Origin of the sequence: Ensifer sp. LBL (assembly GCF_050435225.1) — a bacterium.
Taxonomy (GTDB): domain Bacteria; phylum Pseudomonadota; class Alphaproteobacteria; order Rhizobiales; family Rhizobiaceae; genus Ensifer.
Genome location: NZ_JBNDJY010000006.1, coordinates 97,021 through 113,758, shown reverse-complemented (window position 1 = coordinate 113,758; position 16,738 = coordinate 97,021). Strand labels below are relative to the sequence as shown.

General features: G+C 63.8%; 10 protein-coding genes. 4 read left to right on the top strand and 6 right to left on the bottom strand.

Features of this window, described 5'->3' with window-relative positions:
* Window positions 1-105: 105 nt before the first annotated feature.
* The gene (locus OKW20_RS23665; protein WP_034800169.1) at window positions 106-1,140 is read left to right on the top strand and encodes an aspartate-semialdehyde dehydrogenase; all 1,035 of its coding nucleotides are present in this window, start codon (window positions 106-108) and stop codon (window positions 1,138-1,140) included.
* A gap of 193 nt (window positions 1,141-1,333) precedes the next feature.
* Window positions 1,334-2,155 carry a lytic murein transglycosylase gene (locus OKW20_RS23660; protein WP_043623755.1) on the top strand — a complete coding sequence of 274 codons (822 nt, stop codon included), beginning with the start codon at window positions 1,334-1,336 and terminating at the stop codon, window positions 2,153-2,155.
* An 82-nt stretch (window positions 2,156-2,237) separates the two neighbouring features.
* Here OKW20_RS23660 and OKW20_RS23655 read toward each other — a convergent pair whose 3' ends face one another.
* Together OKW20_RS23655 and pdxY are read right to left on the bottom strand one after the other, a co-directional pair.
* The gene (locus OKW20_RS23655; protein ID WP_043623742.1) at window positions 2,238-2,891 is read right to left on the bottom strand and encodes a carbonic anhydrase; all 654 of its coding nucleotides are present in this window, start codon (window positions 2,889-2,891) and stop codon (window positions 2,238-2,240) included.
* 128 nt (window positions 2,892-3,019) lie between these two features.
* The gene (gene pdxY, locus OKW20_RS23650) at window positions 3,020-3,901 is read right to left on the bottom strand and encodes a pyridoxal kinase PdxY (RefSeq protein ID WP_429176049.1); all 882 of its coding nucleotides are present in this window, start codon (window positions 3,899-3,901) and stop codon (window positions 3,020-3,022) included.
* A gap of 285 nt (window positions 3,902-4,186) precedes the next feature.
* Between pdxY and OKW20_RS23645 the strand changes: the two genes are divergently transcribed.
* A complete protein-coding gene (locus OKW20_RS23645; protein ID WP_429176035.1) occupies window positions 4,187-8,980 on the top strand; it encodes an NAD-glutamate dehydrogenase in 4,794 nt (1,597 codons plus the stop codon).
* Window positions 8,981-9,107: 127 nt separating this feature from the next.
* Complete coding sequence (locus tag OKW20_RS23640) at window positions 9,108-10,535, top strand: MFS transporter (RefSeq protein ID WP_429176026.1); 1,428 nt, start codon at window positions 9,108-9,110, stop codon at window positions 10,533-10,535.
* Window positions 10,536-10,582: 47 nt separating this feature from the next.
* On the opposite strand, the gene purH is transcribed toward OKW20_RS23640, so the two are convergent.
* The 4 genes from purH to htpX all read right to left on the bottom strand — a co-directional run bounded on the left by purH (window position 10,583) and on the right by htpX (window position 16,687).
* The gene (gene purH / locus OKW20_RS23635) at window positions 10,583-12,193 is read right to left on the bottom strand and encodes a bifunctional phosphoribosylaminoimidazolecarboxamide formyltransferase/IMP cyclohydrolase (RefSeq protein WP_043623734.1); all 1,611 of its coding nucleotides are present in this window, start codon (window positions 12,191-12,193) and stop codon (window positions 10,583-10,585) included.
* A gap of 223 nt (window positions 12,194-12,416) precedes the next feature.
* Window positions 12,417-14,102 carry a heparinase II/III family protein gene (locus OKW20_RS23630; RefSeq protein ID WP_429176022.1) on the bottom strand — a complete coding sequence of 562 codons (1,686 nt, stop codon included), beginning with the start codon at window positions 14,100-14,102 and terminating at the stop codon, window positions 12,417-12,419.
* Between the two features lie 213 nt (window positions 14,103-14,315).
* Complete coding sequence (locus OKW20_RS23625; protein WP_429176019.1) at window positions 14,316-15,728, bottom strand: RsmB/NOP family class I SAM-dependent RNA methyltransferase; 1,413 nt, start codon at window positions 15,726-15,728, stop codon at window positions 14,316-14,318.
* Window positions 15,728-16,687, bottom strand: coding sequence for a zinc metalloprotease HtpX (gene htpX, locus OKW20_RS23620; protein ID WP_429176000.1), 960 nt, complete (start codon window positions 16,685-16,687; stop codon window positions 15,728-15,730). Before htpX ends, OKW20_RS23625 begins: the two co-directional genes overlap by 1 nt.
* Between the last annotated feature and the right edge of the window lie 51 nt (window positions 16,688-16,738).

The following is a 16,738-nucleotide window of genomic DNA, read 5'->3' as shown; positions in this document are numbered from 1 at the left end:
GCCCTCCGCTCTCTCCCCGGTTTGGCCGGGGACAGGAACCCTCGCGGCAGGTCGCGCGGTTTCCCCCTCACCCGACGAGGAGAGACAGAAAAGAGAGCTTAGATCATGGGTTTCAAGATTGCAGTCGCAGGCGCCACCGGCAATGTCGGCCGGGAGATGCTGAACATTCTTTCCGAACGCGGCTTTCCCGCAGATGAAGTGGTCGCCCTTGCTTCGGCCCGCTCCCAGGGCACGGAAGTTTCCTTTGGCGACAAGACCCTCAAGGTCAAGAACCTCGAAAACTACGACTTCTCCGACACCGATATCTGCCTGATGTCGGCCGGCGGCGCCGTGTCGCTGAAGTACTCGCCGAAGATCGGCCAGCAGGGCTGCGTCGTCATCGACAACTCCTCGGCCTGGCGCTACGACGCCGAAGTGCCGCTGATCGTGCCGGAAGTGAACCCGGACGCGATCGCGCAGTTCACCAAGAAGAACATCATCGCCAACCCGAATTGCTCGACCGCCCAGCTCGTCGTCGCGCTGAAGCCGCTGCACGACCACGCCAAGATCAAGCGCGTCGTCGTCTCGACCTACCAGTCGGTTTCCGGCGCCGGCAAGGACGGCATGGACGAACTCTTCAACCAGACCCGCGCTGTCTTCGTTGCTGATCCGATCGAATCGAAGAAGTTCACCAAGCGCATCGCCTTCAACGTCATCCCGCACATCGACGTGTTCATGGAAGACGGCTACACGAAGGAAGAGTGGAAGGTTCTGGCCGAAACCAAGAAGATGCTCGACCCGAAGATCAAGGTGACCTGCACCGCCGTGCGCGTGCCCGTCTTCATCGGCCACTCGGAATCGGTCAACATCGAGTTCGAAAACGAGATCACCGCCGACGAAGCGCGCGACATCCTGCGCGAAGCGCCGGGTTGCCTGGTCGTCGACAAGCACGAGAACGGCGGCTACGTCACCCCTTACGAATGCGCCGGCGAAGATGCCACCTACATCTCGCGCATCCGCGAGGACGCGACCGTCGAAAACGGCCTCAACCTGTGGGTCGTCTCCGACAACCTGCGCAAGGGCGCTGCTCTCAACGCCATCCAGATTGCCGAGCTCCTGGTCAACCGCGGCCTGATCAAGCCGCGCAAGCAGGCTGCCTGAAAACGGCACTAGAACCATTCACTCCCGCCAGGCTCTTTCGGGCCTGGCGGGTTTCCTGTTTCACGAGGGGCCGATCCTTCCCGGATTCACGTGAAACCACGATAAAGTTACCTGCCGCTTGCGGGAGGTGACACGGCCGGCGAAGGCTGGCATTTTCAAGAGCAACGAGATTCGGGCTATGACGGGGTATTTCATGCACAGGGCGAAGTGCGCAGCAGTGGGGCTTGTCGCCCTGATTTCGACTGCAGTTTTTCCGGCGGTGGCATCTGCCGCCCAATGCGGCAATGACGGAAGCGGCTTTGAAGCCTGGGTGCAGAACTTCAAGCAACAGGCTTCCGGCAGCGGCATCAGCCCGCAGGTGCTCGACCGTGCACTCTCCGGCGTCTCCTACAACAAGGCGACGATCCGCGCCGACCGCGGCCAGAAGAGCTTCAAGCTGTCGCTGGACCAGTTCATGCAGAAGCGTGGCGGCCAGGTGATCATTTCCCGCGGCAAGAAGATGAAGCAGCAGAACGCTGCTCTCTTTGCCAGCATCGAGCGGCGCTACGGCGTACCGGCCGGCCCGCTGATCGCCATCTGGGGCATGGAAACCGGTTTCGGCGGCTTCATGGGCAAGGAGCACACGCTCTCGGCCGTTTCAACGCTCGCCTATGACTGCCGTCGCTCGGACTACTTCACCAACCAGCTTTATGCGGCCCTGCAGCTCGTGCAGCGCGGCGACCTGAGCCCGGATGCGCGTGGCGCCGCCCACGGCGAAATCGGCCAGACCCAGTTCCTGCCCGCCAACGTCCTGAAATACGGCGTCGATGGCGACGGCAACGGCCATGTCGACATGGTTCGCTCCAAGGCCGACGCGCTGGCGTCCACCGCCAACTTCCTGCGCGGCCATGGCTGGCAGCCGGGCGCCGGCTATCAGCAGGGTCAGGCGAACTTCGCCGCGATCCAGGGCTGGAATGCGGCAACCGTCTACCAGCAGGCGATCGCCATCATCGGCGCCGAGATCGACGGTCTCTAGGATTTGCGTCTTTCGGAACGTTTAGCCGTTCCAACCAGACAAAAGGCCCGGTTCGAAAGAGCCGGGCCTTTTTGCTGAGCGGTCACATTCCCGGGCGGGAGAAGTCGCCGGTGACCGGGTCCATCACCCAGAGTTCGCCGGTCGAGATGTCGAACCAGGCGCCATGCAGGTGGAGCTTGCCCTTGGCCTCGAGGATCTGGACGCAGGGGAACGTGCGCAGATTGGCAAGCGAGTTGCGGATCGAAACCCGCTCGAGCGCGCGCTGGCGCTCCGCCTGGGTCATCACGTCGTTGCTCTGGATCTGCTCGGCCGAGGGCTTCAGAAGATGCATCCAGCGTCCGATGAAATCGCCCGGCGACAGCGGCTCGGCATCCGGATCGAGTGCCGCCTTGATACCACCGCAGCGGCCGTGGCCCATGACGACGATGTCGCTGACGCGCAGCGACTGGACGGCGAACTCCAGCGCCGCCGAAGTCGAGTGGTAGTGCCCATCCGGCTCGTAGGGCGGCATGAGATTGGCGACGTTGCGCACGACAAAGAGTTCGCCCGGGCCGCTGTCGAAGATCGTTTCCGGCGCAGCGCGCGAGTCGCAACAGGCAATGACCATTGTCTTCGGCTTTTGCCCGGTTTCCGCCAGCGCCTTGTAGCGTTTCTGCTGCTCGCTGAAGCGACCGTTCATGAAATTGTGGTAGCCGTTCAGAAGATAGTCCGGAAAACGCTGCTGCTGCTTGTCCATCGATTGCTCCGCTCGTGCTTCAAGGCGGCATGGCCGGCTTTCGCCCACCCGCACCTCCGTCATGAAAATGATCGCGATCTAAAATTCAATCCACGATGCCATAGGGTGGCGGTCCGTGAACAGCTTCTTCACTTGCGCCGCATCTGATTCGGATGAACCAGCCGGCGCATCTGCACCATCGCCATGGGCGTCGAGAGGCTCGACGCGTCCTGCTCGATGGTCAATTCATCTGCGCCGCGCTTGACGCTCCGCGCGATGATCTCAAATACGCTCGCCGTCGCCATCTGCAAGGCGCGTTCCTCTGAAAGTCCTTCAAGGATTCGGGCGAGAAACACCGCCGCCAACAGGTCGCCCGTGCCGTTCGGCGGGTTTTCGACCAGACGATGTTCGGCAAGCAGCGCGTGGTTGCCCGAAAGAAAGAGATTGCCGGTCCCGCCGCTCATCATCGGCACGGCGGACGTCACCAGCACGCGGGCCGGACCAAGGCCGAGCGCCGCGTCGAGGATCGCCGTGTTCGTCTCCAGCGTCGCGCCAGCGAGCCAAGCAAGCTCGTAGCGGTTCGGGGTCGCAAGATTTGCAAGCGGCAGCAGGCGGTCGCGAATGGCAACCGCCGTGGTTTCCGGCACATAGAGACCACCGGCATCGCCGACCACGGGGTCGCAGGCATAGATCAGCTTGGGATTGCGCTCCTTCAGCGCCGTCACCAGCCGCGCCACAGCTTCCGCCTGTCCCGCCGAGCCGAGGTAGCCCGAAAGCACGGCGCGCACCTCTCCGGCCCAGGGTGCTGCAATGAGGTCATCGATCACCGCCCCGAAATCCTGATCGGAAATGGCGATCCGCGTCGAGCGGCCATGGCCCGGATGCCAGGGGAGGATGACGGTCGGCAGGGCCCAGACCGGATGCCCCAGGGTCTCCAGCGCGAAGACCACGGCCCTGTTGCCCACCTTGCCGCGCACGACATGGCTCGAGATGACGATGACGGCGCCGGGCAGGGAAGGCATTTCGGGCATCGACCAGTCCAATCCTACGATCTCGAAACTCTGTTCACCCGACTGTCACCGCCCTGTCAACAGCCGATGGCAGATAGGCTCCGGAGAAGCCTCTGGCGTTTTCGTGCTTTTTCTTCGATTTTCGAGCAATTTTCGCGAAATTACCTTCGATTTAAATGGATTTAAGCTGTTTTCACGTGAAATTCTCCGATTTTGGGCTCGATTTTGCCGAAATCAGCGTAAAAAGCGGTCGCCATTAGCCATGGTTCTGATAGGGTTTGGCCTATCATGAATGGGAGAGACTTCATGGGCGTGAAATACAATCCGAAGCGGGACAGACACATCGACGCAGCGAAGGCGGCCGCCATCAAACTGGGCGTCGAGGCGCTGGCGCCGGAGATCCTCTTCGGTGGGGCCAGCAACGATGACCTCGATCTCTATTCGGCGGACATGCTGGCGCTGACCGCAGCCCATGCGGCTCGTGAACTCGCCCGCTGGGACGGCGGCAAGCCGCAGGTTTCGGTCGAAGCCGTCGCCGGCATCGCGCCGGGTGGTACCGAGGTATCGGTCATCGCCGTAACCGAACGCAACATGCCGTTCCTCTATGACTCGGTCATGGGGGAAATCACCAGCACCCACCGTGACATTCACCTCGCGATCCATCCCATCCTGGTCAAGGAACCGGGCAAGCCGGCAAAGCTCTTCGATCCGGAAGAGGAAAGCGATCCGTCGCACCGCGTCAGCCATATCCAGATCCACCTGACCAAGCTTGCGCCCGTCGAGGCGGAGCAGCTCAGCAACCGCATCCGCGACGTGCTGGAGCAGGTCCACCAGACCGTGCACGACTGGCCGGCGATGACGACCTTGCTCGATCAGGCCATGTCGGAACTCGAAACCTACAACGCGACGCGCAAGAAGAGCGACCGCGACGAGGCGCTCGCCTTCCTTCGCTGGCTGCGAGACAACAACTTCACCTTCCTCGGCATGCGCGAATACACCTATTCGGGCAAGGGCGAGAAGGCAGCCGTCGAACGCGGCAAGGGCAGGGGCCTCGGCATCCTCTCCAACCCGGATGTGCGCGTTCTGCGCCAGGGCAAGGACGCGGTGCTGACCACACCTGAAATTCTCGCCTTCCTCGATGGCCCCGATTTTCTGATCGTCACCAAGGCCAACGTCAAGTCGGTCGTGCATCGCCGCGCCTACATGGACTATATCGGCGTCAAGCGCTTCGACGCCGACGGCAACGTCGCTGGCGAGTTGCGCATCGTCGGCCTGTTCACCTCCTCGGCCTACACCCGCCAGGCAGCTGAAATTCCGCTTCTGCGCCACAAGATCGAAAAGATCGTCGATCACTTCGGCTACGATCCGCAAAGCCATTCCGGCAAGATGCTGGCCAACACGCTGGAATCCTATCCGCGCGACGACCTGTTCCAGATCGATGTCGGCCTGCTGGCCGCCTTCTGCGAACAGATCAACGAACTCGGCGATCGGCCGCGCATCCGCGTGCTGCCGCGCATCGACCATTTCGACCGCTTCGTGTCGGTCATCGTCTTCGTGCCGCGCGAACAGTACGATTCGGATGTTCGCGAGAAGATCGGCGACTATCTGAAAACGGTCTATGACGGCCGCGTCTCCGCCTATTACCCGGCCTTCCCGGAAGGCGGTCTCGCCCGCGTCCACTTCATCATCGGCCGCTCCGCCGGCAAGACGCCGCGCATTCCGCAGGCCAAGCTCGAAGAGGCCGTTCGCGGCATTGTCACCCGCTGGATCGACCGGTTTGACCTGCTTGCCCGCAAGGACGGCATCGAACTCGATGTCGACAATGCCTACCAGTCGTTCTTCACACCGGCTGAAGCCTATGCGGATCTCGCAGATATCGCCGCCTGCAAGGGGCCGGATCCGATCCGGATCGAGTTCTATCACTATCCCCGTACCGTTTCGCGGCCCGATACCGCCGAGCTCAAGATCTTCCACGCCAGCGAACCCGTGTCGCTGTCGCGCCGCGTGCCCTTGCTTGAAAACCTCGGCTTCCGAGTGATCAGCGAACAGACCTACGACATCGGCGTCAACGCCCACGGCGAAGAGAAGCGCAAGGTCGTGTTGCACGATATGGAGCTGATCCATCGCGATGGCCTTGCGCTGAACCTCGAAAAATCCGGTCCGGCGCTCGAAGAAGCGTTCCTGGCCGCCTGGAACGGCACGACCGAGGACGACAACTTCAACCGTCTGGTCCTGCTTGCGGGCCTCAATGCCCGTGAGGTGACGGTCTTGCGCGCCTATGCCCGCTATCTGCGCCAGGCGGGGATCACCTACTCGCAGGGCTATATCGCCGACACGCTGAACAAGTATCCGGCGATCGCCGCCGACATCTTCAAGCTGTTCGTGACCCGCATGGATCCGAAGCTCGAGGAAAAGCCGCGCGCCAAAAAGTGCAACGCGCTGCTGTCGGCGATCGAGGACGCGCTCTCGGCCGTTCCGAGCCTCGACGAGGATCGGATTCTGCGACGCTACGTCAACGCGATCGAAGCAACGCTCCGGACCAACTACTTCCAGCATGACGCCGACGGCAAGCCGCGCGCGGTGCTCGCCTTCAAGCTGGACCCGAAGCAGCTCGACGGCCTGCCGGAACCGCATCCGTTCCGCGAAATCTTCGTCTACGGCACCGAGGTCGAGGGCGTGCACCTGCGCTTCGGCAAGGTCGCCCGCGGCGGCCTTCGCTGGTCGGACCGCGCCCAGGACTACCGCACGGAAGTGCTCGGCCTCGTCAAGGCGCAGCAGGTGAAGAACGCCGTTATCGTGCCCGTCGGCGCCAAGGGCGGCTTCTATCCGAAGCTGCTTCCGGTGGGCGGCACCCGCGACGAGGTCTTCAAGGCCGGTACCGAAGCCTACAAGACCTTCATCCGCACGCTTCTGTCGGTCACCGACAACATCGTCGGCCAGGACGTCGTGCCACCGGCCGACACGCAACGCCATGACGGCGACGATCCCTACTTCGTCGTGGCCGCCGACAAGGGCACCGCGACCTTCTCCGACACGGCCAACGGCCTGGCGCAGGAAGCAGGCTTCTGGCTCGACGACGCCTTCGCATCGGGCGGCTCGGCCGGTTACGACCACAAGAAGATGGGCATCACCGCCCGCGGCGCCTGGGAAACCGTCAAGCGACACTTCCGCGAGATGGACATCGATATCCAGACGACGCCCTTCACCGTTGCCGGCGTCGGCGACATGTCGGGCGACGTCTTCGGCAACGGCATGCTGCTCTCCGAAAAGATCCGCCTGATCGCCGCCTTCGATCACCGCGACATCTTCATCGATCCGTCGCCGGATATCGATGCCTCCTTTGCCGAGCGTAAGCGCATGTTCGACCTGCCGCGTTCGAGCTGGCAGGATTATGACCGCAAGACGCTTTCGGACGGCGCGATGATCATCTCGCGTGCCGAAAAGTCGGTGACGCTGACGCCTGAGGCGATGGCCGCCATCGGCCTCGACAAGCAGAAGGCAACGCCCTTCGAGATCATGAACGCGATCCTGAAGAGCCAGGTCGACCTGCTCTGGTTCGGCGGCATCGGCACCTATGTGCGCGGTAGCAACGAAACGGACGCCGAAGTCGGCGACCGCGCCAACGACGCCATTCGCGTGGCGGCCGAAGAGGTCCGCGCCCGTGTTATCGGCGAGGGCGCCAACCTCGGCGTTACCCAGAAGGGTCGCATCGGCTTCGGCCTCAACGGCGGCCGCTGCAACTCGGATGCCATCGACAACTCGGCGGGCGTCAACTCGTCCGACGTCGAGGTCAACATCAAGATCGCGCTTGCGTCTGCCATGCGCGACGGTCGCCTGACCCGTCCGAAGCGCAACACGCTGCTCGCCTCGATGACCGAGGAAGTGGGCCACCTGGTGCTGCGCAACAACTACGAGCAGTCGCTGGCGATCTCGCTGACCGCCATGCAGGGGCTCGGCAACCGCACGACACTCGGCCGGCTCATGACTCGCCTCGAGGCCGATGGCCATCTCAACCGCAAGGTCGAGACGCTGCCGACCGACCAGGCGATGACCGAGCGTTACCAGGCGGGCAAGCCATTGACCCGCCCGGAAATCGGCGTGCTGCTCTCCTACTCCAAGCTCGTTCTCTTCGATGAGCTGATTGCGAGCGAGCTGCCCGACGATCCGTACTTCACGGCGACGCTCGAGCGTTACTTCCCGGGCAAGATGCGCAAGGCCTATGCCGGCGACATCCACGGCCACCGCCTGCGCCGCGAAATCATCGCGACGATCCTCGCCAACGAGGTGATCAACCGCGGTGGTCCGGCCTTCGTCTCGACCCTGACGGACGCCACCGGCTTCCTCTCGGCCGACGTCGTCAAGGCGGCGGTGCTGGCGCTCGACGGCTTTGACCTGCCGCGGATCTATGACGAGATCGACGCGCTCGACAACAAGATCGGCGGTGGCCTGCAGAACATCCTCTACCAGGAAGTGGGCCGCATCTTCACGCTCGTCACCGAGCGGACGCTGCGCACCCATGCGGCGACCGGTTCGGTGTCCGAGGCCGTATCGCGCCTCGGCGATGGCCTGCAGAAGCTGCGCGCGACCATGCGCACTGCAGTCTCCGGCGAGAGCGCCGAGGAAGCACGGTTGAAGACGGCTGCCTTCGTCGAGGGCGGCGTCCCCGCCAAGCTCGCCGAGGAAATCTCGGAACTGGCGCTGATGACTCTGGTGCCCGAGATCATGCAGATTGCCGCGGAAACCGGCGAGACGCTGAGCCGCACGGCGCAAGGGTACTTCGCCGTGACCGACACGCTTCGCATCAACCGCCTGCTGGCGGCGTCCGATCGCGTTCCGGCAACGGAGCAGTTCGAGGCCATGGCTCTGTCTCGCGCCGTCTCCGATATCGCCGCTGCCCGGCGCGATATCACCGCGGCGGCCCTGCGCGAGCAGAAGAAGGAGCGCAATCCGGTTGCCGCCTGGGAAGAAAGCGAACGCGTTCGCGTCGCCCAGGCGACCGGCCAGTTGCGCCTTCTGACCGAGAAGGGTGAAACGACGCTTGCCAAGATCACCGTTGCTGCGGGTCTCCTCAACGACCTCGCACGCGGCAGGGCGAAGTAACGGACAAAAATGCGGGCAGTTTTTTCGCCCGCATCCGGTTCCAGACCTTTTGGAATCGGTTCAATTGAAGATAGGCTGCGCCGCGCGTTCGAGGGGACGCGCGGCGCAGTCGTTTCGGGAGGGGACTTTGCAGATTTCGGCCGAGCGGACTGAAGACCAGCCACGTACGTCCCGTGCGGGCATCGCCGGCTGGATGCTGTTCGACTGGGCCGCGCAGCCCTTCTTCACCGTCATCACCACCTTCATCTTCGGCCCCTATTTCGTATCGCGGCTGACGGAGGACCATGCGGTCGGCCAGGCGATGTGGGGCTACACGCTCACCGTTTCGGGCATCATCATCGCGGTTCTTTCGCCGGTGCTCGGCTCGATCGCCGACGCCACCGGGCCGCGCAAGCCCTGGATCGCCTTCTTCGCCGTCATCAAGATCGGATCGCTGGCTATGCTCTGGTTCGCGGCCCCCGGCTCGCCGATCCTCTATCCGGCGATCTTCATGATCCTTGCGACGGTCGCAGCCGAGTTCTCGATCGTCTTCAACGATTCGATGATGCCCCGGCTGGTGCCAGAGAAGGACGTGGGGCGCATTTCCAACATCGCCTGGGGGCTCGGCTATCTCGGCGGCATGATCGTGCTGATCGCCGTGGTGGCGCTGCTTGCCGGAAGTCCTGAGACTGGCAAGACGGCCCTTGGCATCGACCCACTGTTCGGCCTCGATCCGGCTGAGGGCGAGGATGCGCGCATCACCGGCCCGATCTCCGCCGTCTGGTACCTCGTCTTTATCCTGCCGATGTTCCTGTTCACGCCCGATGCCACCAAGGCGGCGATGTCGCTCGGCAAGGCAACCGTCACTGGCCTCAGGGAGCTCAAGGGCACGCTCGTCGAGCTTCGCGAAAGGCGCGGGATCCTGCGCTTCCTGATCGCGCGCATGATCTTCCAGGATGGCGTCAATGGTCTGCTGGCGCTCGGCGGCACATTCGCGGCCGCGATGTTCGCGTGGCAGACCCTGGAACTCGGCGTCTACGGCATCATTCTCAACGTCGTCGCGATCGGCGGCTGCCTCTGTGCAAGTTGGCTGGATGCGCACCTTGGCTCCAAGGTGATCGTCACCGCCAGCTTGATCTGCCTGACGATTGCCACCATCGGCATCGTCTCGACGGGCCCCGGTTTCACGCTGTTCGGGCTGCTGCCGCTGTCGATGGACGATACCGGCGGCCTGTTCGGCACCGCCGCCGAAAAGGCCTACATTCTCTACGGCCTGCTCGTCGGCGTCGCCTTCGGCCCCGTTCAGGCCTCGTCGCGCTCCTATCTCGCCCGCAGCGTCAGCCTCGACGAGGCCGGTCGCTACTTCGGCCTCTATGCGCTGTCCGGTCGCGCCACCTCGTTCCTCGCTCCCGCATCCGTTGCCACGATCACGCTTGCCACCGGCTCGGCAAGGATCGGCATGATGGCGCTCATCGCCTTTCTGGTCGTCGGGCTGCTGATCCTTCTGCGCACGCCCTATCCGGCCGATGACGGACGCAAAAAAGCCGCCGCCTCCTGGGGACGCGACGGCTTCTGACTTTCCGGGCATCCGGGAAGAGCGCGTGGCGCTCGTCCCGAACGAACTCAGTGGCGGAAGTGGCGCATGCCGGTGAAGACCATGGCGACGCCATGCTCGTTCGCAGCCGCAATCACCTCTTCGTCACGCATCGAGCCACCGGGCTGGATAACAGCCGTGGCACCCGCCGCAATCGCCGAGAGCAGACCATCGGCAAACGGCAGGAAGGCTTCGGAGGCAACGGCCGAGCCCTTGGTAAGCGGCGTTGCAAGACCCAGTGCCTTGGCGGCTTCTTCGGCCTTGATCGCGGCAATACGGGCGGAATCGACGCGGCTCATCTGGCCGGCGCCGATACCGGCCGTCTGGCCGTCCTTGGCGTAAACGATGGCGTTCGACTTCACGTGCTTGGCGACCTTGAAGGCGAACTTCATGTCTTCAAGCTCCTGCGCCGTCGGCGCGCGCTTGGTGACGACCTTGAGCTCGAGGTCCTCGACCATGCCGTTGTCGCGCGTCTGCACGAGCAGGCCGCCCGAGACGGTCTTGGCCGCAAGGCCCGGGATGCGCGGGTCCGGCAGGCCACCGGTCGCAAGCAGGCGCAGGTTCGGCTTGCGCGCAATCACCGCCTTGGCTGCGTCGCTGACAGCAGGCGCGATGATCACTTCGGTGAAGAGCTTGACGATCTCTTCGGCCGTCTCGGCGTCGAGCTCCTGGTTGAGCGCGATGATGCCGCCGAAGGCCGAGGTGGAGTCGCAGGCAAGAGCCCGGCGATAGGCTTCGGCAAGCGTCGGAGCAGTCGCAACACCGCAAGGGTTGGCGTGCTTGATGATGGCGACAGCCGGTGCCTTCTCGGGCAGGAACTCGGCCACCAGCTCGAAAGCCGCATCCGTGTCGTTGATGTTGTTGTAGGAGAGCTGCTTGCCCTGCAGCAGCGTCGCGGTGGCGACACCCGGGCGGTTCTCGCCGGTCAGGTAGAAGCCCGCCTTCTGGTGCGGATTCTCGCCGTAGCGCATCTCTTCCTTCAAGACGCCGCCGATCACCCGGTGACGCGGCATCGGCGTGTCGAGCGCCTCGGCAAACCAGTTGGAAATGGCGGCGTCGTAAGCCGCGGTGCGGGCATAGGCCTTGGCGGCCATCTTCTGGCGGAAGGCATAGGTCGTCTTGCCGGAAGCAAGCTCTTCGAGCAGCACCGGATAGTCGGCCGGATCGGTGACGATCGTCACATAGGCATGGTTCTTGGCCGAAGCGCGGATCATGGCCGGACCACCGATATCGATGTTTTCGACGGTTGTCGGATAGTCGCCGCCCTTGGCCCGGACTTCCTCGAAGGGATAGAGGTTGATGATCGCAAGATCGATGGCGGTGATGCCGTGGGTCGACATGGCGGCAACGTGATCCGCATCGTCGCGGATCGCCAGGAGGCCACCGTGAACGCCCGGATGCAGCGTCTTCACGCGGCCGTCCATGACCTCAGGGAAACCGGTCAGCTCGGAAACGTCACTCACCGGCAGGCCGGCCTCGGAGAGCGCCTTGTGCGTGCCGCCCGTCGAAACGAGCCGGATGCCCTTCTCGTTAAGAGCGCGCGCGAGCTCGACGACACCCGTCTTGTCGGAGACGGAGAGGAGGGCGGTGCGGACCGTAACCTCGTTCGGGGCGGGGATTTTCTTGGAGGCGACAGCCACAACCATGCTCCTTTGGCGGCGCCGGACGCCCCGGGAGGAAGCTCCGGCGGTTGAGATGGCTGCCCGTTAGCATAGCTTGCCGGGCGAAGGAACCTCGCCGGGCCTGAAGATCGCGATGAATTTGGATCGGATCGATCCAAATTCATCAATGCTACCGCTTCTGAAACGCGAACGGAAAACCTGAGGCGCTTTCTTGGGCGTGCCCGTCGTCAAGACAGAAGGCTCAGTTGGCGCGTGAAAACGTCCACTGGATCTCCGGCTGCTGCGCGATCGCAAAGGTCACCGTCAACTGCTGCGAGGCCCGGATACCCGAGGGATCGGCAAAGAAGATATCCTCCTCGACTGCAAGCTCGCCGTCCTGGCAGGCAAACAGCCAGATCTCGCCGTCGGGCGCCGTCAGGAAGATCTCGCGCGCACTGTTCTGGCGAATGGCGACCGCGGGGTGAATGTGGAATCGTGCTACGGCAACCCCCGTATCGCCTGCCTCAGGGTCGCTGCCGTCTGTGCGCGACAGCCGGTCGCGGCCGCGGATCATGCGGCCGCCGTTCAGGACGCCGATGCCACGCTCGTGAACGAGACCGAAGGCGGAAAGGTAGCCGTCATGGCTCGCCGTCACCGACTCGAGCCCGCCCGCCTCGTCCTTGCGGGCCGCCGTCACCTGCTTGACGCCTGACGTCATGATCGGTCCGAGAAAGCGCGACTGCGAGAAGCGCGACGACGAGGTGTCGTTGACCGTCACCGTCGAATGGGCAGCCGTCATCCGCGCCATCTGGCGGAACCGCTCCCCGGCAAACTTCGGCGCACCGGAATTGACGACGAAACGCGTCTTGCCCGAGGACATCTCGAAGGACAGGCAACCGGCATGGGCGCTGCGCGACAGGTCGACCGAAAGCGGCCGGCCAGTGTCCATGATGACGACGGTGTTTTCCATCGCCATACGTTCGTAGTGGGCGTGCGGCAGCGAACGGAAGGGTTCGCCGGCCGTCTCGTCATAGCGCAGCACCGACGCCAGTTCATGCGCCAGGACCGACGTGGCGCCGTTGAACAGCGCCAACTCACCACCCTGATGCCGGAAGAAGCGCAGGGCCGGGTACATCCGGTCGATGCAGGGAATGAGGCGCGACGGCACGTCATGGCCGAGATTGACGTAGGTCTGGCGGAGCGGCAGCAGGTCCAGCAGCAGTTCGAGGCCAGCGCGCGGGCTGCGCGAGAAGTGGCTGCCGTCCGGCAGGATCTGCCGGTCGAGTTCGAGATCGAGGTGGCGCGATGCCTTGCGGATGGCGCTGGGCGATGCCGGCATGGAAACCGACGCCATGGCAAGCGCAAGCCGCACCCGAAGCCTCTGCTCGCCGTCGCGCACCGTATCGGCGATATGCCTGAGATAGCGCACCTGCAGCGCCAGGCTCTTGAGGAAGCGTCGGTAGAAGCCATGTTCGGCATTGCGCAGCACGACCGGCGAATGAGAAAGCCAGGCGATGATGCGCTGCGCCATGATATCCGCATCCCAGGCAACGCCGCCGAGATCGCGTCCATGGGTGCCGATCCAGTCGTCGACGATCTGCCGCAGCCGGACGAAGCCTGCATCCTCGCGGATCGCCCGCAAGTGCCGCAGCCAGCCGAAGGAATGCAGCCGGGCGGCAAATTCGCGCGACGGCAGATCGATCTCGAACGGCGACTCGCCCTCCGTGTCGAGCACGCGGCCGGCAAGCGGGAAACGCCCGGCAAGAATCTCTTCCGCGACAAAGGGATCGACGGCCCTGAGATCCGTCGGCGCAACAATCAGCCGATTGGGGGTGGAGCCGGTGAAGCGCAGCGTGGAGACGCGCCCGATCGACAGGCGACGCGACACACGGCGCCAGCCTTCACGCACATACAGGTAAGAAAGCCTTCGCCTGCCGGAAAACAACATCAACGCCGCCGGTTACCTCATTTCTGGCACGATCACTCACATCATCGGAGCGCGCCAGGACCTCGCGCCAGCGCCCGCATGGTGCCGCGAAGACCATTAAACTTTTATCAATCCTGCCATCTTTGATAGGCTTCCCGGTCGAAAGCGTCAAATGATGCGGTGAAACAGGGCCTTGAGGCCCAGTTCCAAGCGCTGAAATGCGAGTTTGCGCTGTTATTTGCGGCGAATCACCGCTGCGTAGAAACCATCGAGGCCGCTCGAAAACGGAGCATCGAGCGGCAGCATGGCAGGCGTCGTCCGCATTTCGCCGATCGGCGTGATCGCGTCCTCGAGCCCCGGCCAGTCGGCGGCGGAAATCGGCACCCGCTCGTAGCTTTCGCCAGAACCTACGACCCGGGCAACGACCTCTTCGCCTTCGCGCGGGTCGAGGGAGCAATTGGAGAAGACGACCGTGCCGCCGGGCTTGACCACCGTCAGCGCATGACGAAGCAGCCGCTCCTGCAGGTCTGCGAGCTTTTCGATGTCTTCCGGTCCCTTGGTCCACAGCACGTCAGGGTGACGGCGGGTCGTGCCGGTCGAAGAGCAGGGGGCGTCGAGCAGGGCGGCATCGAACAGTGTCTCCGGCTGGAAGTCCGCCATGTTGACTTCCGTGGTCTCAGCCTCGAGCCCAAGCCGCTTGAGATTGCCCTTCAGCCGGCGCAAGCGGCTACCGGACTGGTCGAGCGCCGTCACTTCGGCGCCGGCGAGGATGAGCTGGGCGGTCTTGCCGCCGGGTGCGGCGCAGAGATCGACGGTTCGCTTGCCCTTGAGGTCTCCGAAGAGCCGCGCCGGGATCGATGCGGCCGCGTCCTGAACCCACCAGGCACCGTCATCGAATCCGGCTAAGGAAGGGATCGAGCCTGAGAATGCGCCAAGCCGTACCGAGCCGGTTGGCAGGACGGTACCGCCAAGCCGCTCGGCCCAAGCCGCAGGCTCGGACTTGACGGAGAGATCGATCGCCGCCGGCGTCAGCTGCGCCTCGGCGATCTTCTCGGCCGCCGCTGCGCCATAGTGGGCAATGAGGCGCTCGAAGAACCATTCCGGCATCGCCGGAATATGGCGCGTGCTTTCGAGAACGGCATCCTTTTCACGCGACAGACGCCGCAGCACGGCGTTCACGAGATTGGCGAAACGACGGTTACGCGGATCGTTCTGTGCCTGTTCGACGGCGAGATCGACAGCGGAATGATCAGGCACGTCCAAATAGAGGATCTGTGCCGCCGCCACGGCAAGCACGTGATCGAGCGCCCGCGCACCCTCCGGCAAGGGCGTCTGCAGCAGCGAGTTGATCGCAGCCTGCACGCGCGGGAGATGGCGAAGGGCGGAATTGAGGATTGCCCGGACCAGGGCGCGGTCGGCTTCATTCAGCTCGCGATAGGCCGGGTTGCCGTGCTCGCTGTCGAGCATGCCGTCGAGCGACGTCTTGCGGTCGATAACGGCCGCCAGGATCTTCGCGGCGGCCTGACGCGCTCTCAGGCCAGGCTTCTCCGGACCACGCGGCGCCGGGGCAGGCTTCTTCGACCTTGCTGCGGCGCCGTTGCGGTGCGATCGTTTCGGACGTGAATCGTTGTTGTTTTCTGCGGACATCAGGACCAGGGACCTTTGGGCGGTTCGGAACCACCGCGACCCCAACCGGTAGAGGGCACAGAGCGCGATTTGCGCACGGGATTATCAGCCCGAACCGGCGGCGTCGAGACCGAAGACATCTCCTGGGCCATCTGCTGCAGGGCAGCGATGCGGTTTTCGGTGTTCGGATGGGTCGAAAACAGGTTGTCCATGCGCTCGCCGGAGAGCGGATTGATGATGAACATATGCGCCGTCGCCGGGTTGCGCTCGGCATCGTCGTTGTGGATCTGATGGGCGGCGCCTGCGATCTTCTGCAGCGCCGAAGCGAGCGCCAGCGGCTTGCCGCAAATCTCGGCGCCACGACGGTCGGCCGAATATTCGCGCGTCCGGCTGATCGCCATCTGCACCAGCATTGCCGCAATCGGCGCCACGATCATCGCCACCAGCGTGCCGATGAAGCCGAGCGGATTGTTGTTTTCACGGTTGCCGCTGAAGAAGAAAGCAAAGTTGCCGAGCATCGAGATCGCGCCGGCAAGGGTGGCCGTCAGCGTCATCGTCAAGGTGTCGCGGTTCTGTACGTGGGCGAGTTCATGCGCCATCACGCCGGCGACCTCGTCATAGTTGAGAGCGTGAAGCAGGCCGGTCGAAGCGGCAACCGCGGCATTCTCCGGGTTGCGGCCGGTGGCAAACGCGTTCGGCTGCGGGCTGTCGATCACGTAGACACGCGGCATCGGCAGGCCGGCATTGCGCGCGAGGTCGCGAACGATGCCGTAGTACTCCGGCGCGCTGCGCTCATCGACCTCCTGCGCGCGGTACATGCGCAGCACCATCTTGTCGGAGTTCCAATAGGAGAAGAAGTTCATACCTGCGGCCATGATGAAGGCGATCATCATGCCGCCGCGTCCGCCGATGGCGAAGCCTACCGCCATGAACAGGGCGGTCATGACTGCAAGCAGCATGGCGGTGCGGACAAGGTTCATCAGAAGGCTCCGGGTCGTCGACGTTTCACGTGAATCAGGGTTCCCGTACGG

Excerpts from the sequence above, each read along its gene's own strand:
- OKW20_RS23665 (WP_034800169.1), top strand. The coding sequence starts at position 106 with ATGGGTTTCAAGATTGCAGTCGCAGGCGCCACCGGCAATGTCGGCCGG.
- OKW20_RS23660 (WP_043623755.1), top strand. The coding sequence starts at position 1,334 with ATGCACAGGGCGAAGTGCGCAGCAGTGGGGCTTGTCGCCCTGATTTCG.
- OKW20_RS23655 (WP_043623742.1), bottom strand. The coding sequence starts at position 2,891 with ATGGACAAGCAGCAGCAGCGTTTTCCGGACTATCTTCTGAACGGCTAC.
- pdxY (WP_429176049.1), bottom strand. The coding sequence starts at position 3,901 with ATGCCCGAAATGCCTTCCCTGCCCGGCGCCGTCATCGTCATCTCGAGC.
- OKW20_RS23645 (WP_429176035.1), top strand. The coding sequence starts at position 4,187 with ATGGGCGTGAAATACAATCCGAAGCGGGACAGACACATCGACGCAGCG.
- OKW20_RS23630 (WP_429176022.1), bottom strand. The coding sequence starts at position 14,102 with ATGTTGTTTTCCGGCAGGCGAAGGCTTTCTTACCTGTATGTGCGTGAA.
- OKW20_RS23625 (WP_429176019.1), bottom strand. The coding sequence starts at position 15,728 with ATGTCCGCAGAAAACAACAACGATTCACGTCCGAAACGATCGCACCGC.
- htpX (WP_429176000.1), bottom strand. The coding sequence starts at position 16,687 with ATGAACCTTGTCCGCACCGCCATGCTGCTTGCAGTCATGACCGCCCTG.